At 60.5% G+C, this 23,417-nt stretch carries 17 protein-coding genes; 10 read left to right on the forward strand and 7 right to left on the reverse strand.

Going from position 1 to position 23,417, the window contains the following annotated elements; genetic code table 11:
- Positions 1-184: 184 nt before the first annotated feature.
- Positions 185-805, reverse strand: a complete 621-nt coding sequence (locus ACZ5B4_RS03880) for a TlpA family protein disulfide reductase (RefSeq protein WP_464913125.1) — start codon at positions 803-805, stop codon at positions 185-187.
- A 553-nt stretch (positions 806-1,358) separates the two neighbouring features.
- Here ACZ5B4_RS03880 and folK point away from each other — a divergent pair.
- The 3 genes from folK to ACZ5B4_RS03895 all read left to right on the forward strand — a co-directional run bounded on the left by folK (position 1,359) and on the right by ACZ5B4_RS03895 (position 5,022).
- The gene (gene folK, locus ACZ5B4_RS03885; protein ID WP_464913126.1) at positions 1,359-2,531 is read left to right on the forward strand and encodes a 2-amino-4-hydroxy-6-hydroxymethyldihydropteridine diphosphokinase; all 1,173 of its coding nucleotides are present in this window, start codon (positions 1,359-1,361) and stop codon (positions 2,529-2,531) included.
- 140 nt (positions 2,532-2,671) lie between these two features.
- Positions 2,672-3,574 carry a pantoate--beta-alanine ligase gene (gene panC, locus ACZ5B4_RS03890; RefSeq protein WP_464913127.1) on the forward strand — a complete coding sequence of 301 codons (903 nt, stop codon included), beginning with the start codon at positions 2,672-2,674 and terminating at the stop codon, positions 3,572-3,574.
- An 11-nt stretch (positions 3,575-3,585) separates the two neighbouring features.
- Positions 3,586-5,022, forward strand: a complete 1,437-nt coding sequence (locus ACZ5B4_RS03895) for a prolipoprotein diacylglyceryl transferase family protein (protein WP_464913128.1) — start codon at positions 3,586-3,588, stop codon at positions 5,020-5,022.
- Here the strand turns inward: ACZ5B4_RS03895 and ACZ5B4_RS03900 are convergent.
- From ACZ5B4_RS03900 to ACZ5B4_RS03910, 3 genes are all read right to left on the reverse strand, one after another.
- Complete coding sequence (locus ACZ5B4_RS03900; RefSeq protein ID WP_464913129.1) at positions 5,016-6,197, reverse strand: cellulase family glycosylhydrolase; 1,182 nt, start codon at positions 6,195-6,197, stop codon at positions 5,016-5,018. The two genes, ACZ5B4_RS03895 and ACZ5B4_RS03900, sit on opposite strands and share 7 nt — an antisense overlap.
- Positions 6,198-6,232: 35 nt before the next feature.
- Positions 6,233-9,901 carry a LamG-like jellyroll fold domain-containing protein gene (locus ACZ5B4_RS03905; RefSeq protein WP_464913130.1) on the reverse strand — a complete coding sequence of 1,223 codons (3,669 nt, stop codon included), beginning with the start codon at positions 9,899-9,901 and terminating at the stop codon, positions 6,233-6,235.
- Between the two features lie 183 nt (positions 9,902-10,084).
- Positions 10,085-10,960 carry a hypothetical protein gene (locus ACZ5B4_RS03910; RefSeq protein ID WP_464913131.1) on the reverse strand — a complete coding sequence of 292 codons (876 nt, stop codon included), beginning with the start codon at positions 10,958-10,960 and terminating at the stop codon, positions 10,085-10,087.
- Between the two features lie 315 nt (positions 10,961-11,275).
- Here ACZ5B4_RS03910 and ACZ5B4_RS03915 point away from each other — a divergent pair, with 315 nt between their 5' ends.
- The 3 genes from ACZ5B4_RS03915 (at position 11,276) to ACZ5B4_RS03925 (ending at position 14,055) form a co-directional block, all read left to right on the forward strand.
- Complete coding sequence (locus ACZ5B4_RS03915; protein WP_464913132.1) at positions 11,276-12,487, forward strand: LysM peptidoglycan-binding domain-containing protein; 1,212 nt, start codon at positions 11,276-11,278, stop codon at positions 12,485-12,487.
- Positions 12,488-12,661: 174 nt separating this feature from the next.
- The gene (gene pyrE, locus ACZ5B4_RS03920; RefSeq protein WP_464913133.1) at positions 12,662-13,216 is read left to right on the forward strand and encodes an orotate phosphoribosyltransferase; all 555 of its coding nucleotides are present in this window, start codon (positions 12,662-12,664) and stop codon (positions 13,214-13,216) included.
- Positions 13,217-13,371: 155 nt separating this feature from the next.
- Positions 13,372-14,055, forward strand: a complete 684-nt coding sequence (locus ACZ5B4_RS03925) for a DUF8091 domain-containing protein (protein ID WP_464913134.1) — start codon at positions 13,372-13,374, stop codon at positions 14,053-14,055.
- A 60-nt stretch (positions 14,056-14,115) separates the two neighbouring features.
- On the opposite strand, the gene trmB is transcribed toward ACZ5B4_RS03925, so the two are convergent.
- The 3 genes from trmB to ACZ5B4_RS03940 form a co-directional block, all read right to left on the reverse strand.
- Complete coding sequence (trmB, locus tag ACZ5B4_RS03930; protein ID WP_464913135.1) at positions 14,116-14,757, reverse strand: tRNA (guanosine(46)-N7)-methyltransferase TrmB; 642 nt, start codon at positions 14,755-14,757, stop codon at positions 14,116-14,118.
- A gap of 157 nt (positions 14,758-14,914) precedes the next feature.
- Positions 14,915-15,442 carry a 3-hydroxyacyl-ACP dehydratase FabZ family protein gene (locus ACZ5B4_RS03935; protein ID WP_464913136.1) on the reverse strand — a complete coding sequence of 176 codons (528 nt, stop codon included), beginning with the start codon at positions 15,440-15,442 and terminating at the stop codon, positions 14,915-14,917.
- 143 nt (positions 15,443-15,585) lie between these two features.
- Entirely contained in the window at positions 15,586-15,684 is a 99-nt protein-coding gene (locus ACZ5B4_RS03940) for a 50S ribosomal protein bL37 (RefSeq protein ID WP_464913137.1), read from the reverse strand.
- An 844-nt stretch (positions 15,685-16,528) separates the two neighbouring features.
- Here ACZ5B4_RS03940 and ACZ5B4_RS03945 point away from each other — a divergent pair.
- The 4 genes from ACZ5B4_RS03945 (at position 16,529) to pstB (ending at position 23,414) form a co-directional block, all read left to right on the forward strand.
- Complete coding sequence (locus ACZ5B4_RS03945; protein ID WP_464913993.1) at positions 16,529-17,527, forward strand: PstS family phosphate ABC transporter substrate-binding protein; 999 nt, start codon at positions 16,529-16,531, stop codon at positions 17,525-17,527.
- Between the two features lie 172 nt (positions 17,528-17,699).
- The gene (locus tag ACZ5B4_RS03950) at positions 17,700-20,558 is read left to right on the forward strand and encodes an ABC transporter permease subunit (RefSeq protein ID WP_464913138.1); all 2,859 of its coding nucleotides are present in this window, start codon (positions 17,700-17,702) and stop codon (positions 20,556-20,558) included.
- Positions 20,559-20,585: 27 nt separating this feature from the next.
- Positions 20,586-22,352 (forward strand): phosphate ABC transporter permease PstA, encoded by a 1,767-nt coding sequence (gene pstA / locus ACZ5B4_RS03955; protein WP_464913139.1) that lies wholly within the window; start codon positions 20,586-20,588, stop codon positions 22,350-22,352.
- A 108-nt stretch (positions 22,353-22,460) separates the two neighbouring features.
- A complete protein-coding gene (gene pstB, locus ACZ5B4_RS03960) occupies positions 22,461-23,414 on the forward strand; it encodes a phosphate ABC transporter ATP-binding protein PstB (protein WP_464913140.1) in 954 nt (317 codons plus the stop codon).
- Positions 23,415-23,417 lie beyond the last annotated feature (3 nt).

Below are 23,417 nucleotides of genomic sequence, written 5' to 3' on the forward strand. Positions count from 1 at the left end.
TCGACGAGACAACGACCCAGCCTCCTCCCTTCACCATAACGGCGACGTGGAGCTTGAAGCAAGATCGTCATGCACGGCGGGGAGTCGGCAAAGCGGAACTCCGCGATGAACCGGCGACTGGCTGATTGCTATGCCGTGTCGCAACGGGAGCGGCAATATCGCTTCGTGCCCGTGCCGTCGTCGTTCAGCCGGATCCTGCCGACGAAGCTAAGACCCGCTCGATGGCCGCGTCAATGTTTTCAGCAGACGGCGGACTGCCGGCCACGCCGAAGGTTTCGACCAGCTTTCCGTCGCGATCGAGGAGTTTGAGATGGGGTAGGGCACCGTCGGATATTCCGAACTTTTCCACCGAGTCCGAACTGATGCCGTATTTGGAGATGAGCGGAATCACGTAACCACTTCTTTCTGCGAGCTTTGTGTCGACCGCATCGACTTCCGCCGGATCGTCGATGGCAACCGCGACCACGGTCAAACCCCGCGGTCCGTATTTTTCGGCCGCCGCCAGTGTGTGCGGCAGCAACTCCAGGCACGGGGCACACCAGGTACCCCAGAAATCGATCAAGACTACCTTTCCTTTCAGTTCGTCGAGAACGGCCTGAAACTGAGTCTCGTCGACAACCCGGACTTGGGAAATCGCGGGAGCAGGCCGGCTTTCGGCCTCGCCGGAGCTTGCCGTCCCCGAATTGTCCGAAGCAAGCGCCTTCGTCTCCTGTGATTGTGGACCGGCAGGGGCGTCACCCGGCCGGGCGCAACCCAAAAACGGGATGACCGCAAGCAACGCAAGAGAAAGGGAGAGAAAACGCATGGGGACGGTCCTCCTTCGAATTGTTGTGCCTTGGGTCTCGGTTTTGAAGCCTACCGCAACCTTCAAGCCGCACTGCCCGGTTTTCTTCTTGTGCTGTCTCACTACTTGCTCCAATTATTCGTAAATGGCTGACAAAAAGTGAACGGAATCGAGTCGGGCCGAACGATTCGGCGGAAGAATCCGGCGCAAATGTTTTGCTGAAAATTGCGGCAAGGACGCCGACCTTTCACCGCGTACATGTTATCCCTCATAATAACGATTTCTCGGGTTCTGCGAAGCGGCTCACTTGTCCGGCCCCGGTATCCCGCGAAGCCGGTTTGCTCCCGGCAATCCGGCTGGATAGCCGACACGTTACCTTGTTGCGGGTGTCCGGGGTGGATCGACGGATCTGGGGGATCCTCTGCTCTCCGTCAGGCACGACGGGCGGGCACGGCGGAGCGCATTGCTCCAACCATTGGTTGTTCCAGCAGGCGTTAGTTGACGATGCTTTCCTCCAATTCGAGGTTCGGACCGACCGCGGCTCGGGGGCGGAAGTGAAATCGAGGGAAGCAGCATGCCGTCGGTGCTAATAGGTTTAGGGAGCAATCAGGGTGATCGGCACGCGACCCTGTCTCGGGCCTTGGACCACATCTCTCGCCGCGCTTCGATCTCCGTTGGGGCGGTGAGCCGTTTTCAGGAATATCCAGCCGCCGGCGGTGATACCGCACAAGTGCCCTACCTTAATGCTGCCGCCTTGCTGCACACGCAGCTCACCCCGATGGAAGTGTTGCGATTGCTTCAGGAAACGGAGGAGCGACTGGGGCGCAAGCGAGCGGAACGCTGGGGGCCCCGGACGCTCGATCTCGACATCCTCCTGTTCGATGACCTGGTTTGTGTGACGTCGGAACTTACCATACCGCATCCGCGTTTGGCGGGACGAATTTTCGCTCTGGAACCTGCGGTCGAAATAGCTGCCGATCACGTCCATCCCGTCTGCGGAATGACCTTGGCTGCAATGCTGGCCCATCTATTGGAATCCCCGTGTTGGATCGCCCTTGCGCCGGCCGGTTTTTGGGTCGGTACCGCCGCACCTTCCGGTCCCGAAAACAACGCCTTCCCGGAGGATAGTGCGGAAGGTTTTTTTCGTGCATGCGAGCAGGCGACGGCTCGAGTGGCGGCGGATTGCGTGGCCTTGCTTCGCGCCCGTGCATGGGAAAAGAGTGTCTCATCGGGCTTGCCTGCCTTGTTTGATTTTCGCTTCCCGGCTGAAAATGCACATATCGTGCCGACCATGGGCGGTCTCCTCAGGAATAAGGGTTTGACGCCGGAGTCGGCCTCGAGGTTACACGATGCTTCGATTCGTGAGTCGCTGCCGGTCTCGATCACGGCGTTTTGGAAGCCCCTCGAATCCGCGCTTTCGAGGCGGGCGGCGGAGGCACCTCTTCCCACCGAGCGACGGCTGCCCCGAGTGGTTATCCACGGGCCGACCGCGTTGCAGTACCTTCCGCGAATATCGTCTGCTTGGCAACGCACGGAGGAATCGCAGAGGTCGCCCGATATTGGAACTTGCGATAGCCTACCAAGGTACGCAATCGGTTCCGAGCAACTTTTCGCGTGCTTGCGGAGAGAAATCGAGTCTTGCCGGGGCAAGGTGCCCATGGTCTTCGTGGAATCTCAGCCCCGTCCGTCGATCATCGCGGAGGTTGCGGGAATCGTTGAGGGTGTGCTTCAGTCGGCCGTTGCGTGATGGAGTTTTGAGATCGGCCGTCGGCCCGGCTTTTACGACGTCCGTCGGTCAAGCCGATGCCAAGATGTCAATCTATGCGGAATTATTCACGAAAACTACAATAGGCGATTCCGCGGGGGTACGGGATCCGGAGAGATGTCATGTCCACCGAACCTATAGCACCGCACGTCGTGAGTTACGTGCACGAGTTGCGGGCCGCCCTGAAAAAGGTGCGTCAGGCCGGGCGAACGATCGGCTTCGTGCCGACGATGGGGGCCTTGCACGAGGGGCACCTCAGCTTGGTTCGCGTCGCACGGAGCGAGTGTGATGTCGTGGTGGTCTCGATTTATGTCAACCCCACCCAATTCGGCAGGGGAGAAGACTTCGATCGGTATCCGCGAGACCTGCCGGCCGACACGCGGTTTTTGACGGATCTCGGCGTGGATTGGGTCTTCGCTCCGACCGACGGTGAGATGTATCCCGTCGGTTTCGACACCTGGGTGCAACCGGGCGGAATTGCCGAACGATGGGAGGGGGAATTTCGGCCGGGACACTTTCGGGGCGTTGCGACGGTGGTCTTGAAGCTGTTCTGCATGGTCGGTCCCGATCGGGCATACTTCGGGGAAAAGGACTATCAGCAATTGCTGGTCATCCGCCGCATGACCGAGGACTTCCATCTTCCGGTCACCGTTTGCGCGTGCCCCACCGTACGCGAGCCGGACGGATTGGCGATGAGTTCTCGAAATGCCTACCTTTCCCCGGAACACCGCCGGCAAGCGCGCGTCTTGTCGCAAAGCCTCTTTCATGCGGCGGATCGTGTGGCCTGCGGCGAAAGAACGGCGGAGAGAGTGGTTACGGAGATGCGAGAGATCATCGCCACGGCTGCGGATGCGGTCATCGACTACGTGGCGGTCGTCGATCCGAACACCCTGGAGCCGGTGTCCAACATCACGGCGCCCGTGCAGGCCTTGCTAGCCGTCCGAATCGGCGGCGTCAGGCTGATCGACAATCTAAGACTGATACCGTCCGAGATTTCCGCGTCGCCTTCTTGTAAATCGCTCTGAAAGCTGTACCCATGTGGCAAACCCTCATTTACATTCCGGCAGAATTGGGAGGAATTCCGCTCTTCGGGTTCGGTCTGCTAGCCGCGATTTGGGCGATCATCAGCCTTGTCGTGATGGCCTTGCAGATCCGGCGGAGCGGTTGGAACTCGGACGCAGCGGCGACGCTCGTCACCTTGGCCGTGTTGGGTGCGCTGATTTGTTTTGTCCTGCCGAAGGTCATGGTGGAGATTCCCGGCAAACGCTCCGCCGACGGCACGCCGGTTTACGGTTTGCCCATTCGCGGTTACGGCACGATGCTCCTTCTGGCGGTGGCGGCGGCGCTCCTCTTGGCGATGCATCGTGCCCGCCGGCGAGGACTGGACCCCGGAATGGTCATCAACCTGGCATTTTGGATTATCTTGCCCGGGATTCTCGGGGCGCGGCTATTCCACGTCATCGAGTATTGGCCGATCCACTACGGCCCGGTTTTGCGGGAGCAGGGGCCCGCCGCCGCGTTGGCCGCCGTAGCGAACATCTCGGCAGGAGGGCTGGTGGTCTACGGTTCCTTGATCGGCGGACTGCTGGGCGGTACGGCCTTCCTTCTGCGGAACGCTCTTCCGTTTTGGGCCACCTTGGACCTGATAGCGCCCAGTTTGGCCTTGGGATTGGCGATTGGGCGTCTCGGGTGTTTTCTGAACGGTTGTTGTTTCGGCGGGGCGTGCGACCTCCCCTGGGCCGTGCGGTTTCCCCCGAATTCACCGGCTTACGAGCATCAATTGGAGCATGGCGATCTGTACATCGCGGGCGTGAAGTTGGGAGCGGATTCCGCGTCGCCGCAGGGCGCGCCGGTTATTCGAGCCGTTTTGCCCGGCTCCCCCGCCGAAAAAGCCGGCGTCAAGCCCGGCATGCATGTGCTCACCGTCAACGGCTACGCCACGGCGGGCGAGAACGCAGAATCCCAGCCTCGGGTGTTGACGCCCGGCTGCGCCTGCGCCCTTTGTGCGCGGGCCGCTGAGAGCGGCCGTGCCGCAGGCTCGGTGCAAGCGGCCGTCCGTTTGCTGCTGCAAGCGATCGCAATTGCCTCGCGAAACGGCGTACCGGTCGAAATCACGCTACGAACACAGGAGGGCCGGACGCTGCGCTGGTCCGACGCTTCACCCTTGCCGGCGCGAGGTGAGCCATTGCATCCGAGCCAATTGTACAGCTCGCTGAACGCGCTGATTCTACTCTTGGTATTGCTCGCATTCGAGCCTTTTCAGAAAAGAGACGGCGAACTGTTCGCCTTGCTCTTGACCTTGTATCCCATTACGCGATTCACGATCGAGTTCATTCGCGACGACGAGCCCGGCGCGTACTGCGGATTGACGATCTCTCAGGTCGTCAGCATCGCGCTCTTGCTCCTGGCCGTCGGTTTATGGATCTACTTGCGGCGGCTCGGCAGTGCGAGAGTCCGCCCCACGGCTCAGTAGCGTTGCAAGAGATCAAGCAGGCGCCGATCCAGTTTGTGTCCGCGCCATTCCTCGTACTCGATGTCGGTGCGTCCCGAGTCCAACACGCCGAATGAGCCGCGAAAGTTCCATAAGGCGTAGCCGATGTCGTGACTTTTGAGGATGTCGAGCACGTCCTCCATCCAGGCGAAGAATACCTCGTAGGGCGTCTTGTTGAAACAGCCCGTCTCGCCGCAATGCACTCCGATGCCGTTTCGGCGCAGCTCGCCCCAGGGGGAAAAATAGCTTTCCAACTGCTCCCGACCCACGCGAACGGTTCCGTCCGGGTTGCGCAACGGCCACGTCGGGGTGGGAAAGCTGGAATCCCGATCTACCCACGATGCGCGGTAATGACTGATCTGCGCCGGATGATAGGCGTGAACGCTCTGCGCGATGCCCGTCGGTATCAAGCACTCGGCCACGCGCGTTCCCACGCTCAATCCGTCGGCGAAGATCAGGCGATCGGGGCTGACGGCTCGAATGGCGTCGACCGCCTGTTTCATGACTCGGCAGTAATCGTCGGCGGTCATATATCCTTCCCGCGGCCCCGGAGCTTCGTTGACCAGATTGAAGCTCAACACCTCATTGGGGATGCCGCGATAGCGCTTGGCGAACATCTCCCAGTGCGTGACGAAGGCCTTCTGGGCAAGCTCGTCCTTCCACAGGACGAACGGTTCTCGTTCGGGATCGTTGATGCAGTAACCGGGCGCGCGGTGGAAGTTCAACTGGATGTGCAAGCCGTGCTTGCGGCACCGCTCGACCGATTGATCGATCAGGTCCAAGGTACTTTCACGAATTTTGAAAACGTCGTCCGGACTCAGCTTTTTCGTGGTCGGCCAGTCCGATTCGATCCACAGCCAATAGTCCATGGGCAAACGGACGAAATCGAAGCCCAGCTCCGCGATCCAGATGCAATCTTCCTCCGGCACGGCTTCGACCTTGGGACGTCCGTTCTCGGTGGGGCGCCAAAACGCCTGAAAGAAGTCGAGCAGATTGAAGCCCCGCCAGCGCGGAACGCGGAAGGGCGCGGCTATTTCTTCACGTACGCCGGCGGGCGCTGAACGCACTCGGCTTGTCCCTCCAAGCGCCAAGCCGGCCGCCGTTATCGCGGAGGTCGCCAGAAACTGTCGACGATGCGTCTTGTTGGAACCCTGCATGATGGAATCCTCCGGTGGGGTAAGCGAACTCAAGCCTATGGTTCCCGAACGTATTTCGGCGAGACTTCATGATGAACGGGCCAGGAAGCGCGGAACTCGTCCTTATAAAGCCCGATCTCTTCAAACGGAATGGGGCGGAAGACGTATCGGCGGAAAATCGGCGAATCGCTGCGCAACCCGAATTGACGAGTCTTGGGGTCGACGAAGCCCACGTCACCGTTGTAGGCGTGGTTGTCCCAATAGACGTTGACACCTCGGTCCCGCACCGCAAAGTCGCCGCAACTGATGACGAGATTGCGAAGCAGGAAATTGCGATCAGGGTTACTTGCCAAATCACGGAGCTCGGGAAAGCGTTCGGAGAAGGGCGGCCGATTCACGTCAAGCCCACGGGCTTCGGCGGCCTGCAACCACTCCGCGACCCTTTCCTGCCAGCGGTTCGCGCCCCATGGCGAAAAGCTGACGGCCTGCTTGCACGCGATGAAGAGATTATTGTCGGCGATGTTGTCTTTCCCGCCGTGGATTTGCAATCCGCCGAATTGGCCGCCGGCGGCGCGATAGAAGACGTTCCCGTAGATCCATACGCCGCTGATCATGTCGTCAAGGCGAATACCGGCCTGGCCGGCCACGCTGTGGCCGCTTCCGATATGGTGCCAAAAGTTGTACCGCAACACGTTGCCACGGATGACCGGATCGCCGAACATGTCGATTCCCGATTGATCGTCCGATTCGTAGACCACGCTGTGGATCTCATTCAGCTCCACCAAATGATCGAATCCGCCGAGGCGGATCCCGTGGTGCGGCGAATCATGAAAAAGATTGTGGCGAATGACGTTACCCACGCCGTCCATGTTGACCGCCGGCGCGTAATTCCGGTCGACGCGCGTGAACTCCTGCACGTGGCAGTTTTCCACAAAAAAGCCGCCGGGCGTCAGTGTCGCAACGTCGCCGCCGCGGGCAATCACACCGCCGGCGCCGAGCGTGAGCAGATCACACCCCAGCACACCGTGTCCCATGCCGCCAAGCAAGACGGCGCCGTTCGTACCCAGTCGCGCCAAGGTGCAGCCGGCCAACAAGACATTCCTGCCACCTTCGACCACCACTCCTTCCGCACGACCGCATTCGAAGGTTAGGCCGCGCAGGACGACGTGGCTGGTGTTTCGCATGTGAACGAACGACCGGGCCAGTACGGGAAACTTGACTTCGGCTTGCGATAGATCGACGGGCGGATATACGTACAGCGTGCCGGCCTTGCGATCCAAGTACCATTCGCCGGGGGCGTCGATGGCTTCCAAGGCGTTGAAGAAATAATAGGGCATGCCTTCCGCGAAACCGTAGTTCGATGGCATGGCTGTCTTTAGACGTCGCGTCTGCGGGTCGATGCGGTCCACCCGAATCGTGTGACCCGCCCAGAGGTAGCGCCAGTAGCCGAACAGCCAGAGATCGTCCGCCGACCAGGCGGCCGGTTCCGGATCGATTTCGAACTCAGCGGGCGAGGCTCGCCCTTGTTCGCCGAGCGGTGTGGAAAAGGCTCGGGTTTTCACGAATCCATCGTTCGGCCGGCGTGCCAAGGTGGCCGGTACATCGTTGATGTAGAGGTCGACCCATGGATTGGCCGGATAGCCCGCCAGACCGAAACCTCGTTTCTGGATTTCCCCATAGTCCCGAACGCCCGCCGCCGCGAGGTCGAGCCGTACTACCTTGCCCCGGGCGTTTTCCGGCAGGCGAGCCAGTATCTTGGGATCTTGCACGAGCGAAAATCCGCGGAGCACGACACCGCCGGTGAAGATAGGTTTCTCTCCCTCGCCGGCCTGGTAAATGACGGGCCGCCCGTCCTCTCCCGAATCTTGCTCTTCCAATTCCCAGGCCGCGGTCCTGGGATAAATACCGCCGCGAATGATCACGGCGATACCGCCCTCCGGCAAGCCCGATCCCGCCTTGAGACGTCGAACGGCGTCGCGTGCGCCCTCGAGAGTGGCCAGGGGCTGATCCGCAGTGCCGGGCGCGGAGTCGTCGCCGTCCGGCGCCACGTAAAGGCGCGTCGCGGGTTGAGGGAGATCGACCCGTGTTCGGTGCTCGGCGGGATCGCGTCGAGGCAAGCCGCGCGCAGCGCGGTCCATGGCGGAGGCGGCCTCTTGAGCCTCCCAGCGGTGGAGCGGAATTAGGCGGGCATCGGCGGCGATCCTCTCGTAGGCTTGCTTGGCGGCGGTGAAGTCTTCCGACAGCTCGTAGGTGGATGCCCAACCCAGCAGCGCCAGGCTCCGCAACTCCGCAGGTGCCTTGGCATCGTCGGCGATTTCTCGGTAACGGGCACGCGCGGTATCCCAATCACCTTGAGCTCGGCTGCAATGGGCGAGCTGCAAGCCGACCTCCCAAACCGGGAGCCCCTTTTGCGCCTTGAGGGCGGCCAATTGCCGGTAGTAATCTTCGGCCTGTCGCGACTTGCCTTCGATGAAGGCCGCCTCCGCGGCCGAATCCAATAGGATTTGCCGATCTTCTTCGCTCCACCCTTGTTGCGTCAGAAGAGCTTGGTACACGTCCAGCGGTGCGGAAGCCCAATGGATATTCTTCATCTGTACCACGAGCATCCGCGCCGCCCCGTCACGGAGAAGCGCGGGAACTTGCGGGTCTTGCATCAAGGCAACAAACTCCGCGCAGGCATCGGGCAAGCGTCCTTGCAGACGCCTTGCCAGAGCCGCGCCGAATTTCGCGCCGGCAGCCGCCGGGGTATTCGGCGCAGCTTCCGCCGCTGCGGTGAACTCATTCCGCATCGTCTGCCAATCTCGGCGCGCCGCCGCATCGGCCGCCTTGACGAGCCTCTCCGCCGCCGGTCCGGTGGGGACGGTCTCCCACAAGGCGTGCGCGAGAATTTCCGCGGGAGACAGCGGACGAGAGAACCCCGCCAGTTCATCGACCTCCATTTGCAGGGAACCGATGCCGGCATCGGCAAAACCAAGGGTAAAGCCGGCAGTCTTCGGCGGCGTGTATGGTCCGCTATACTCACCTGCGGCGATCAGAATGCCATTCCAGTAGAGCCGCATTTCTCGCGTGTCCCAGACCGCGGCGACGTGATGCCAGGCCGAGTCCGGAAGAGGGACCGCCCCGGTAATGCCGACGGCGTTCTGCGGCTGCGGCCGACCGATCTCAAAATGTATCCGCATGTCCGGATAGTCGCACCAAACGCGGAATCCCTCCCAATAGCCGTTGCCCTGGGCAAAGACGGCGCCGTTGGTGCGTCCGTTGCCTAACTCCTTTCCTTGTCCCAATTTGCGAAAGACCACCTCCACGGTAAAACCTTGGTCGGCGGGAATGGCCGTGGTTCGCATCGGATCGGCGTCCAGCGAAATCGCCTTGGCCGCGGAGTCTCGTCCGGCGATTACGGCGGGCGGAGTACGGCCTTCGAACCGCATCAAGTCACGATTTCCGCCGAGACTTGCGCTTACCCGCTCTTGCGGCGAGAAATCCTCGAACGAATACAGCCAAACCAAACCTGGCGTTTCTCGAAGGCGCTCCTGATGACTCTTCCAGCGGAGGGTTGCCGTCGCCTCCTCGCCCGAAGCCATCGGGAGGAACAAACCGATCAAGCAGAGCATGAGGCAGACCGCAGCTTTCACGTAGGAAACGAATCGGGCGGGATGACGCTCGGCGGCGGTCGCGGGCACCACGCTGGTGATGAACGCCGTAAATGGTGACCTCGGTCGGCTCATGACGTTTTCCTTTCGACTCCTTCTGATGGCGAATTTCGTGCAAGTCATCTCCCGGCCGCTGGATCGCGGTCGTGCGTGAGTGGGGGCAGGGAGTGTTTTGGGGGCCGTCCGCGAGCTTGGGCGGGAAGCCGGAGGGCCGCCGCGGACCGGCCGACTCGAAGTGCGACCGGGCATCATTCCGCCCTAGGTCGTGAAGCGATCTCGGTCAAAATCGACGTCTCGGCTCAGCGGGCGGAATTGCTCGGCATCGTCTTGCCACATCGGCGACTCCGCGCCGGGCCGATACGGCACGGCCTCGAGGAAGGCTTGGATTTCGCCGTAGACCCATCTTTGCTCATCCTGATTGGTGCAACCAATCGGCAGTTTACCATTCTTGTAAACGATTTCCACGACGTGCGGCGCGAGAACCGTGGTTACCGAGTCGGCGCCTTCCTGCCGCGATGCGGGTGCCGCTTGCAGCCTGACTGTTCGCACTTGGTCCCGCGAGATGCTCCAACGCCAAGAGAACAAAAGCGCCTTGAGCCGGGTCATCAAAATGGAAGCGTCGAGGTACACCAGCCGTGAAGCGGTCATCGCCCAAAAACAACCGCCGAGCATCACAAAACCCACCAGCCAGAAAGGAATCGAAAAACAAGCGAAAAGGATGTTTTCAAATCGCATGCGACCGTTGAACAGTCCCAAAGCCCCCGCCGTCCAAAAGGCGACGAAAGCCAGCCAGAACACGGCAAAGCCCATCACGGGTAGGAGGGCCAACTTGAAGCCCATGGGAGGAACATAAATGAACAGCTTGTCCGGTCGCCGTTCAATCACGATGCGGGCGTCAACCGGCCTTTCGACCGGGCCGTCGAAAACGGGCGTCGCCGTGCCGGCCAGGGGCCCCGCGTCTCGTCGATTGGCTATTTCCGCAACTTGAAACAGCTCGTTGCAGTCCCGACAGCGAGCCCAGCCCGTGGAAAGATCGACGTCCTCGACGGGGATGTCCGTCTCGCAGTTGGGGCAGATGACCTTCACGCGATGTTTCCCGATTAGGAACTGGACCGTGGACTGCACTAGCGGCATTATCAGCTTCCTTCAGGGGCTTGTCAAAACCCGCCGACGCGGAATCTGCCGGTTGTTCCTTTCCGTGAGATGCCGAACGGTAGGGAAGAGAGGATACCCTAGCGGCCCGTGGGACCATGTCGGAACCGCCGACGATCGTTGCGGTTCTTCGCTGGGAGGCTGCTGCGATTGATCCACACCCTCCGCAGTAGGGGGGTATTCCGCTCTTTGCCGCAACGGCTTGGTCTGCTATCATGTCGGGCGCTGTACTCTGGTTCGACAGCATTACGCGCGGCGGATACCGATTTCTTTGCCATTTCGTCAAGGAGGACGAACATGGAGACGGTCAAAACGATTGCCGTTCTCGCCGTCCTGCTGGTGGTGGGTTATCTCGGCTATCAAGCGGTGACAAAGCCGCCGAAAGCTCCGGCGCCCGGTCAACAGGCCGCGGATTGGCCGGCGACCGGCAACCTGGATATAGCGGTGCCCGAGGTGCCGATGCAAGTGGCCGGTAGGGATTTCCGCAATGTTGGCGACTCCGTGGAAGGCTCGCCCGCCCTTCCCCCCGCCGCCATTGCCGGTCCCCCAGGGGCACAGGGAAGGACCGATGTCGGCGGCGGTGATACCGGATTCCTCGCCGTTGAACCACGGGGGCAAGTCGGACGCATGGCTCCGGACGGGCCGGCGTCAGTTTCGGCGCAGGATATATTGCGGGGCAATCCGGCGACCACAGCGACGCCGCAGCAGGGCGGAGCTTTGCCCTATTCCATGACCTCATCCGCTTTCCCAAGTTCTTCCTCGGAAAATCAAAGTCCTCCGACAGGGCCGGCCGTCGAGAACGTGCGGAAAGAGTTTGCGGAGTTTCTCGAGACGGCTCGGCGAAAGCTGGACGGGGGGGATTTTGCCACCGTGCACCAAGTCCTTTCGGCTTGGTTTGCGGACGATCGGCTGACGCCGGAAGAGAGCCGGCAATTGACGGACCTGCTGGATGAGGTGGCCGGGACCGTCATCTACTCCCGGCAATCCATCCTGGAGCAACCCCACGTCGTCGCGCCGGGCGAAACGTTGGATCGCATCGCGGAGGGCTACGGCGTGCCTTGGCAGCTCTTGGCCAAGATCAACGGTATTGCACGGCCGGAGCAGGTTGCTCCCGGGCAATCATTGAAAGTGATTCGCGGCCCGTTCGCGGCGAAAATCTATCTTTCTCGCGGCGAGTTGGTGCTCTTTTGTCAGGAGCTCTATGCGGGGCGCTTTCCCGTGATTTTAGGCGCGGACGCTGCGGCGGCTCCCGGCGTATACCGCGTTTGTGAGAAGATCGAGAACCCCAACTATTTCATGCCGACCGGTGTGTCGCCGCCCGGCGATCCCAACAATCCTCTGGGCCGACTTTGGATCGGACTGGGAGGTCGCCTGGGAATCCACGGGCCGGGGCGTGCCGACCTAATGCAACAACCGAATCCGCCGGGCGCGTTCATTTTGTCCGAGAAAGATTGCCAAGACGTTTACGATATTCTTTCGATCGGCTCGCAGGTCGCCATCGTTCCCTAGCCCTCGAAGAAAATCGCCCGTCACAAGGCACCGTCATTCGGCGCGCATCGGGGGATCGCTTTTTCGGAGCGACGGTTTGCGCCACAATGAAACCGGCGCTGCCGGCACGCCGCCGGCTACCGGCGCTGCCGCTTGCCGTTGCATCTTATGGATCATTTTGGGAGGTGCCTCCCCGTGTACGACCGCGAAGGCCTGCGACGATTGATTCTTCAGCGCGCGTTACGATTCGGCCAATTCACTTTGGCTTCCGGGAAAACGTCCACTTACTATCTCGACGGCAAACAAGTCACCCTGGATGCCGAGGGAGCACGTTTGATCGGTGAGGGCCTGCTGGATCTCTTCGGCGAGACCGCGATGCCGGATGCGGTCGGGGGGATGTCCATCGGTGCGGATCCGATAACTTCCGCCGTCATTACCATGTCCGCCGTGCGAGGCACGCCGATTCGCGGATTTCTGGTCCGTAAGCAACCGAAAGGGCATGGTACCAACAGATTCATCGAGGGTCCGGTTCAGCCGGGGGAAAGCGTCGTCATCGTCGAGGATGTGGTGACGACCGGCGGCTCCTCGCTGGAGGCGATCGAGCGGGTTGAAGCATTCGGCCTGAAGGTTATCCGCGTAGCTGCCGTCGTGGATCGGATGGAGGGGGGGGCCAAGGCCTTCGAGGAACGGGGGATCCCCTTTTCCAGCCTCTTTACGATCCGTGATTTCGGGATCGATCCGCCCACGTAGGGCGACGCCGCATTCGGGGCGGCGCCACGATCGCTCGGCGATGCGCTACGGGATGTCTGCGCCGTAGCCGGTCGCCCCGTCACGAAGATCGATGCCCCTCACGCTGGGAAGCGAATTCGGTTTCAGCCGCCGTAACGCGCAGGGAAGTGCCCGCTATGGAGTTCTCCCTCCATCGCCAATTGAAGGAACTTTACGCCGGACCGAAGGCGCGGCTGGAAGATCGGGTTGCCGACTACCGAATCGACGTCGTCTTGCCCGGCTGCCTGGTCGAAATTCAACTTGGTCCCTTGGCGGTTCTGCGGCGAAAAGCCGCAAGTTTGCTGGAGTCGCACAACTTACTGATCGTAAAACCCATCGTGATCGCCAAACAAATCGTCCGTCTTGGGACGGCCGCCGGCGGCGTCGTCGCGCGGCGCCGCAGTCCCAAACGCGGTGCGGGCTGGGAGTTTTTTCACGAATTGATTCACTTCTGCCGAATTTTTCCTCATCCTCGCTTGCGCATCCACGTTCCTTTGGTCGAAATTGAGGAGATACGTTATCCCGGCTCGAACCGACGTCGGGGACGACGGGGCTACCGCGTGGCGGATCAGCGTCTTCTCGCCGTTCGAGAACGCATCCAGCTTCGGCGGGGTCGCGATCTGTTGGATTTGCTGCCGAAGCGGCCGGACGGTCCGTTTTTTTCCCACGACTTGGCGGAGTCTCTCGGCGTACCCCATTGGGTCGCCCAGCGGATCGCCTACTGCCTTTATCAGTGCGGCGTGGCGCGGCGGACGGGGAAGACCAGACGCGGTTACGTATACGTCTGGAGCAGGGATGTCGTCGCTCGGCGGGCGGCTTGAGCGGCCGCGATATTGGTGCCGGCGCGACGTCGGGCAGAACCCCGTCGGAACGGTTTTCGCTCACGGTTTTCGGAATTCGGAGCGATGGATGACCCCGCCTTGCAAACGTACTCGCCGTTCGAAGTGTGTGCGAAAGTCCATATCGTTCTCAGCCGGCCTTTCAGGAACCGGTAACGGTCCGTCTAAGCAAGTGCATGCGGCGATGAGGGCTAGTGATTCGTGGAAGTACTCCGCCACGTCCGTCCAAAAGTGCAATCGACCGCCGGGAGCGAGCACTCGAGCGATGTCGCGAACAAAGCTTTCCCGCATCACACGCCGCTTCCAATGGCGTTTTTTCCACCACGGGTCGGGGAAGTACACATGGACGGCGTGGACGGATTGATCGGGAAGCCATTCCGCGAAGAACCTCACGGCGTCGCCGTGGATGACCGCCGCGTTGGTTAATCCCGCTTTGGCCAGGCCGGCGGCCGCGTATCTAGCATACTTGAGGGCGATCTCGATGCCCAAGAAGTCGACCTCGGGCGTTCCCGCCGCGGCCTTTCGCAGGAACATCCCTTTGCCGGTACCGACCTCGACCTCAAGCGGAGCTTGACGTCCGAAGAAGACCTCGGAACTCCAGGGCTGCGGCAAGGTGGCCGCCTCCAGGAAATGCCGGCTCAGATCCAGGGAGGGATCGATTTTCCGTAAGGCGGGACGGCCCATTTTGATTTCCGACGTTCACTTCACCGTTCGACGGCTGCAAACTTGGTGAGAAACGTGCGGCCGTCGGCGTCAGTCGCACATCGCAGTTCGGCTGCGGCGATCCCACCCGGGGCCGATCGGCTGAGTAAATGAGTCGCCTTCGAAGGCGGCCGAACATTCAGGACTTCTCGCCCTCGCCGTCGTTTTCGGCCATGATTTTCTCGGGCGTCAAGGGAATTCCGAGCATGATCCCTTCGCACACAAGCGCTTGTTTGACGAAGCATTGGAACTCGCACGTCATCATGGTCGCCCTTGCTCGCAACAAGCGCACAACGATCACGAAGCGGTCCCCAGGCCGAACGATTCCCCGAAATCGGACGTCCTGAAACCCGCCGAACCCGACCATCGGAGCGTTCATCAGCCGATGCTTCAGGGTGTAATAGCTGGCCAATTGAGCGGCAGCTTCACACATCAAAACACCCGGCATGAGCGGCATCCCCGGGAAGTGACCGCTCACCCAAAACTCGTTGGGACTCAAATCCTTGTAGCCCGCGCATACCGCCTGCTCCGAGTCTTCGTAGCAGACCGCCGTGAGCTGCTCCATATCGAACCGTTGCGGATTGTACTTGCGAATCTCGTGGATGTCCGCGATGACCGTTTCGGTATCGATTTGAGCAGGATCCAGAATGAACGGTTTCTTGGCCACGTCACACGACTCCTTGCGGAAACGGATCCGGCATCCGTTCGTTACGTGGTGGATTCCCTCCCGGCACACTCGTCTCGGCGAGACTCGGCGCAGCAGACCCCTTCGGCGAAATTATTAGGGCGCAAGTATCGACCGTTTCATGCTCATGTCTTCACGACCCAGCGCTTTTTCCGCCGCGCTTTGGCATTGGCGGGACGTCTACCGTGATTTGCTTTCTTGATTTGTCGGTGCGGTTTTGTCATTTCTCTCACCCGATCGATCTGCCTAAAGAATCGTCATCGCCCCAAAAACCGTGACGCAATCACTACCTTGAATCACTTTTCCATTCAGAATCCTATAGTGTACCGTGAGGGGGCCGAAACCAAAAGTGCTGCTTGAAGTGAAATGCGCTGAAAGTCCGGATGCCCGTCATTCCGGCCGACCGTCCCTGTTTTCGCCTCGTTTTGGATTCAGGTGTGCGGTGCGTCGTCTCCGGCGGAGATACTCACCAAGGCCGTCGGCGGCCCAAAATCGCTCCGGATCGCGCCGTCGGACCGCCTTCTGCCCGGTGACTCGTCAAAGCATCACCTCCTCCCGCTGGAGATCGGTCGAATGCGCGGGCTTTTCCAGGTCCCGCCTGAGGTTCACGTGACAACTGTTTATTCCCACAGGGACCATTCGCGGGGTGCACCGAGACGCTCGCACGGTACCAGCTCCCGAACGGTCGGAATGTTAGATCACATAACTCTTAAATGGTACAAAGATTTGCACTTACGATGGGTTTCAGTCCGCATCTTCGATTCTGCGGGCGAGTGGGAGATCCGTACCGCGCAATCTTCGAATCTGCCTTCTGGAGAAAACTTCCGCGCCAAGAATCGGATCGCGAACAACGCGCACGTGCCAGACGGGATACGTATTTAAGTGGTATATCATACCACACTAAAGGCGTAAATTCTTTAACACAACTTTAACAATTCCTTAACGAAATCCTAACAATCATTCTCTACAATGCTCCGTAGTTGATCTGGATTGCTGCGATCGTCCGCTTTGGGTTGGACGTGCGGCGTGTGTTGCAACGTGGAGATTTAGAAGAGGAGACCTTGAGTGATGGGACTTCGACTGTGTGGCTTCCTTCGGCCGTTGTCGGCCTCGCTGGCGGCGACCTTGGTGATGGGAGGATTGTGTTTCGCGCAAGTCACGGTGGATCCTGCGCTCCCGGACTACAAGCCGCGTCAGGGCGTGTCGGGCAACATCAAGAGTGTCGGATCCGACACCATGAATAACCTAATGACGTTGTGGGCGGAGGGGTTCCGCAAGTTTTATCCCAACGTTCAGATTGAGATCGAAGGCAAGGGGTCCTCGACTGCTCCGCCTGCGTTGATCGCCGGTACGGCCCAGTTTGGGCCGATGAGTCGGGCGATGAAGTCCGCCGAGATCGACCAATTCGAAGCCAAGTTCGGGTACAAGCCGATCGCGCTCCCGACCGCCCTCGACATGCTGGCCGTCTATGTCCACAAGGATAACCCGATTCAGGGGCTGACTTTGCAGCAGGTGGACGCCATCTTCTCCAAGACGCGAAAGGGAGGTTATCCGACCGACATCCGTACTTGGGGGCAAGCCGGATTGACGGGAGCCTGGGCATCGCGGCCGATCAGCCTTTACGGCCGGAATTCGGCTTCGGGCACGTATGGGTACTTCAAGGAACACGCTCTGTTCAACGGCGATTACAAGGATGAGGTCAAGGAACAGCCGGGGAGTTCCTCCGTGGTTCAGGGTGTAGCCAGCGACCGCTATGCGATCGGTTATAGCGGGATTGGATACAAGACCGCTGATGTACGAGCAATTCCCTTGGCTCTGGAGGCGAATTCCCCGATGGTCCCGGCCGACCCGACTCACGCCTATACGGGTGATTATCCGTTGGCCAGGTTCCTGTACCTATACGTCAACTACAAGCCTGGAACTCAGCTCGACCCCTTGCGGGCGGAGTTCGTCAGGTTCGTGTTCAGCAAGCAGGGACAGGCCGAGGTTGTCAAAGACGGATATTTTCCGGTTACCGCCGCGATTGCTAAGAAAGCCCTGGAGTCGGCGGGACTTTCCGCAGAGTGATTTCGGCTTGCGCGCTTGCGGTTGCGGGATGCCGCGCGAGTTTGGATGGGAATTAGGACGGGCCGACAGATTCCCATGCCAAGTCTGTACATCTTAGCTCCCGATGCCCTGCCGCCTTCGAGGTTATGCCCGTCCTCTCGTTGGCGGCAGGTGCTTTGTTGAGATGCTATCCATGGCTCCTCAGGAAAACGAGGTTCCTCGGCCGGGAGAAACTTGCGGCGAGCCGGAATCGGTGCCCAGCACTGCGGTAGGGCGGCGTCGGTCGCAGCTTCGGATCTTCCGAAACCGGTGGCGGGTACGCCTCGTCGACGGCGTAGCCAGGGCGTTGATCACGGTCGGCGGAATCGGGACGATCATCGCCGTATCGGGCGTCTTTCTCTTTCTTCTGTGGACCGTCATTCCACTTTTTCGGCCCGGCCGAATGGAGCCGGTGACAGCGCAATCCGCAGCCGATGAACACCACGCCGGAGACGGCATAACAGCGCCGAGTGTGACCCCAGGCGGCCCGGATCAATCACTGGAAGCGGCACAATCGCCTTCTCCCGGAAGCGCGCTTGCGGAACATTCACCGGCGATCGCGGGCTCGACCCGGCAAGGGATGAGCCTGGCCGGGTCGAAGCCTCGCTTGAACGGTGTGCCATGCCTGCTGGTAGGGGCCAGCGAATACGGTACCTGCCTGTGGAGTCTGGGGGACGACGGCGTAGTGCGACTTTACCCCGTGCAACCGACGGGCGAAGCGAGAGCCGTCCAAACCGTACGACTTTGGGCGGAGGGTGAGTCCCCGAGCTGGGCCTACGATCAGAGGACCGGGCGAGGCATTCTCGGCGGCGCTGACGGAACGGTGCGTCTATTCTCTTTGAACGTTACGGCATCGCTGGTGGCCGAGGCCGAGGTGCCCGCGGCCCTGGTTGGAGCCGCCCCGGGATCGGTCATGGCCTTTCGCGAAGGGGTGATTCAGAAGACCCGGGAAGGGCAGTTTCGCTGGGAGCGGTTGGCCTGCGAGATTTCGTCTCCCAATAAACTTAGCGAATCGGCGATCTTGGCGATTGATCTTACGCTTCGCGGCGAGGATCCGGCGTTCGCCGCCCTCGCGGCTGATGGAACGCTCTTCGTCGAGTCTGTACGCAAGCAACTTAATTTGTTGACGGGTGAGGAGAGCGTTCGGCTGACGGGCGGCTCGATTCGTCTGGACGAGCACCGGCGGGACATGGAGGCGAACGTCCCGAATGTCTTCCTGACCGGCGCGATGGACAATGTTCTGCTCGTTTGGCCGGACGGTCAATTGTTGCGATTTGATGTTCGTGATTTGACCGCGCCCCGGCTGGTCGAAAGGGTGAGCCTCTTTTCCGACGAAGACGCCGCCGTAACGGTTGCTCGATTTCTGATCGGGAAAACGACGCTTCTCATCGGGGACAGTCGCGGTCGCGTTCACGGCTGGTTTACCGTCAACCTTTCGGGCGGCGAACAGGGCGGAGAGAACGAAGCCGCCGGCATCCGCCTGCTTCGTGCGCATACCTATCCGGCCGGACCTGCCGCCGTCGCGGATATTTCCGCCTCGCAGCGTTCCCGGTTGTTTGCAGTTTCCTATGCGGACGGCACCGTTCAGCTTTTGCACGGCACGGCGGAGCAACTGGTCGCCCGAACGCGACTCTCGACGCCGGCTCCCGCCTTGATTCGTCTTACCCCCAAAGAGGACTTGCTGGTTGGCGTGCAACCCGAGGAAGTCAGCCTATGGCGGATCGACGCGCCGCACGCCGGTATTACTTTTCAGACGATTTTCGGCCGGGTGTGGTATGAGGGGATGCGGCAGCCCGAGTATATCTGGCAGTCCTCCAGCGGCACGGACGAGTTCGAACCCAAATACAGCCTGGTTCCGTTGATTTTCGGCACGTTCAAGGCCACCCTATTTGCCATGTTGTTCGCCGTTCCCTTGGCCTTGCCGGCGGCTGTGTACTCCAGTGAATTCGTTCACCCGATTTGGCGATCCCGAGTCAAGTCCACCATTGAACTGATGGCCGGTCTTCCCAGCGTCGTACTTGGCTTTATCGCGGCTTTGGTTTTGGCGCCGTGGGTCGAGATGCGTTTGTCATTCGTCTTGGCGGCATTGTTTTGTGTGCCGTTCATGACTCTGTTGGGCGGGCACCTTTGGGTCTTCCTGAATTTCAAGTGGGTGGCACGCTTGGAGCGTTTTCGCTTGGCCTTTGTGACGCTCCTCGCCCTGCTCGGCGTCGGCCTTGCCTATCGAATCGGTCCGATCGTGGAGGACTTGCTGTTCGATGGCAGCTTTCGGCACTGGCTGGACGGGGGGAAAGGCAGCGGGGCCGCGGGTTGGATAATCGTCTTGCTCCCGGCATCCGCCATCATCGTCGCATGGTTTTTCTCGCGGCGACTGCTGCATCCGCTTCGTTCCGCGTGGAGCGGAAGGTCGGCGACTTTTTGGGCGGCCGTCCAACTCCTCTCCTTCATCATCGGCACCGCCGCGACGCTGGGCCTGGCTTGGAGTTTAGGTTGGTTCATCTCCGAAATCCTGGGCTGGGACCCTCGCGGATCGGTTATGGGTACCTATATTCAGCGGAACGCCTTCGTTGTGGGGCTCGTGATGGGCTTCGCCATCATTCCGATCATCTTCACCATTGCGGAGGATGCGCTATCCGCCGTTCCGGGCCACCTCCGAGCCGCATCGCTCGGCTGCGGCGCAACACCGTGGCAAACAGCGGTCCGGGTTGTCATCCCGGCGGCCATCAGCGGATTCTTTTCCGCCCTCATGGTCGGTCTGGGTCGAGCCGCCGGCGAAACGATGATCGTTTTGATGGCGGCCGGGAACACTCCCATCATGGAATGGAATATCTTCAACGGCTTTCGCACGCTGTCGGCCAACATCGCCGTGGAATTGCCGGAAGCCGTGCAGAATAGTACCCATTACCGCATGCTGTTCTTGGCGGCATTGTGCCTGTTCCTTGTGACTTTCGTCGTGAATACCGCCGCGGAGACGGTTCGGATGCGTTTCCGCAAACGAGCTGCGCAATTGTAAGAATCGAACCGGACGGGTTGTAGTCTCATGAGTACTGCGACGATGGAACCGAGAGTCACCGCGGCGGAGGCGTCGCGCTTGCGGCGCCGAACGTCGCGGTCGGCCGAGTTGGTCTCCGCGCGAGGAGAGCCGCTGGTTTGGCTCAGCGGGGGAGCCTTGGTCGTGTCGTTGGCCATGATCGGCGGTCTCTTGGTGCTGATCGCGTATCATGCAATCCTCACGTTTTGGCCCACCGCCGTAATTCGCGTCGAACTCCGCGACGGTAGCGTCGCGATGGGAGAGGTGACGCGCCGCGAGCGTTTCAAGCCGGAGGAGGCCAAGCTCGCCGATCTGCCCGACGAAACACTCGCCGCCTATCGCGAGGCCATGCGGTCGAGCGAAGGATGGGTCTTTCGCCGTTTGCTGCGGACGGGCAATTTCGAGTTGACCAACGAGCATTTTCGCTGGGTCGCCGCGCCGGAAGTCGTTCCGGGGACGGAAACGCGCCCCGAGTGGGCCTTCGTTCTGGAACGTTTGGCTTGGGGCCGATTCTATGGGTTTCCCGAGGCCTTGTTGATCGGCGACCAAACCGCGGCCGAGACGCCGGAGAAAGTCTGGCAAGAGTTTCAACGCGTTTTTCCCCATGTCGTCGGGCAAAGAAGCGAGGTCAAGCGACTGGAGAAAGTCGCTCTCGGTGACATTAACCACGATATCGAAGAGGCCCGACTGAGGCTTCGCGAAGTGGAGCTGAAATACGGCAAGCATTCCGACCAATATCAAGAGGCCGAGAAGCGCTTCCAAGAAACGGAGGCGCAGTTGACGCAGAAGTACGAAGAGGTCGGCCGGCGCATCGCAGAACTTCGCGATGAGATGGCTCGATATAACTTGAAAATGAAGACGGCCGACGGCGCGGAGACGACGCTTAGCTTGGCGGATGTCGTGCGGGCCTATCCGGCCAACAAACTGACCCTCTCGGGAAAACTCAAGATCTACTTCGAACGCATTTGGGAATTCTTGAGCGACGAACCGCGCGAGGCGAACAGCGAAGGGGGAGTCTTCCCGGCCATTTTCGGGACGGTCATGATGACGCTCTTGATGAGCGTGGCGGTGGTCCCGCTGGGGGTGCTTGCCGCTTTGTACCTCCGCGAGTACGCCAAAAGCGGCGCCGTCGTCAGTGCCGTGCGGATTGCCATCAACAATCTGGCGGGGGTTCCCAGCATCGTGTTCGGTGTCTTCGGATTAGGCTTTTTCTGCTACATCGTGGGCGGCGGAATCGATCGCTGGTTTTTCGAGGCCCGGTTGCCGAATCCGACATTCGGTACGGGAGGCATTCTTTGGGCTTCGTTGACGTTGGCCTTGTTGACCTTGCCCGTGGTAATTGTCGCGACCGAGGAGGCATTGGCGTCCGTACCCAATTCCATGCGCGAGGGTTCCTACGCCTGCGGTGCCGGCAAATGGCAGACGTTGCGCCGGGTCGTCCTGCCGCAAGCGATGCCGGGAATTTTGACGGGTACCATTTTGGCCATGGCGCGGGGCGCGGGTGAAGTGGCTCCCCTCATGCTCGTCGGGGCCGTCAAACTCGCACCGGAATTGCCTTTCGATCATCGATTTCCTTTTTTCCATCTGGAACGGAGCTTCATGCACCTGGGATTCCATATCTACGACTTGGGGTTCCAAAGTCAGAACAGCGAGGCCGCCAAACCGATCGTCTACGCCACGACGTTGCTGCTGATCGTGGTGATTCTTACATTGAATTTGAGTGCGGTCTATCTTCGGAATCGTTTGCGGAAACGCTTTGTTGTGGGGCACTTTTGAGTGATAACCAGCGAGGCCGATTTCGCGATCGACAAGGTGTCCCGGTCGGGCATCGGTGAGCATCGTTTCGGCGGATCGCGGACGCGAGATTGCGACAACGGGAGATGAATGATGCGAGACTCGGTTTTGCCTGCGTCGGCTCGGACCGCTCCGTCCGATGTAGAGACCGGATCCGACGGGAGCCGCGACCGGCAGTTGTTGCGCCGGCCTGACGTTCTGAAGAACCTCGAAGCAGGGGCTTCGCGGCTGGAAGCTGTGGCCCGCGGCGAAAGCATTGCGAGCGAAATCCACGAGGAAATGCTGCGGCTCGATAGCATTCTGCATATCGACGCATTCTCGTTTTGGTACGGTCGGAAGCAAGCCCTTTTCAACATCAGCATGGGCATTCCGCGGGGCAAAGTGACGGCCTTGATCGGTCCCAGCGGCTGCGGCAAGTCCACGTTGTTGCGATGCATGAATCGCATGAACGACCTCATCGATGGGATTCGCGTATCCGGCGACATGCGATTGAACGGCGAGTCGATCGTCGGGCCTTCCGTGGACGTCATCGAATTGCGGAAACGGACGGGCATGGTGTTTCAAAAGCCGAATCCGTTTCCCATGAGCATCTATGAAAACGTCGTCTATCCGTTGCGCATCGACGGGGTTTCGAACCGCGCGGTCTTGCACGAGGTGTGCGAGAAGAGTCTCCGCTCGGCGGCCTTATGGGACGAAGTCAAGGATCGCCTGCACGAGAACGCCTTGCGGCTTTCCGGCGGGCAGCAGCAGCGGCTTTGTATCGCCCGGGCCATCGCCGGATCGCCCGAAGTCCTTCTCCTCGACGAACCGTGCTCAGCGCTCGATCCGATCGCTACCAACAAGATCGAGGAGTTGATTCACTCGTTGCGGAACGAATTTACCGTCGTCATCGTGACCCACAATATGCAGCAAGCGGCCCGTGTCAGCGATTTCACGGCCCTGTTCTATCTCGGGCGTCTGATCGAATACGGCCCTACCACCGCGATCTTCAGCAACCCGCACTTGGCCGAAACCGAGTCGTACATTACCGGGCGTTTTGGGTGAAAA

The organism is Thermogutta hypogea (genome assembly GCF_055386265.1).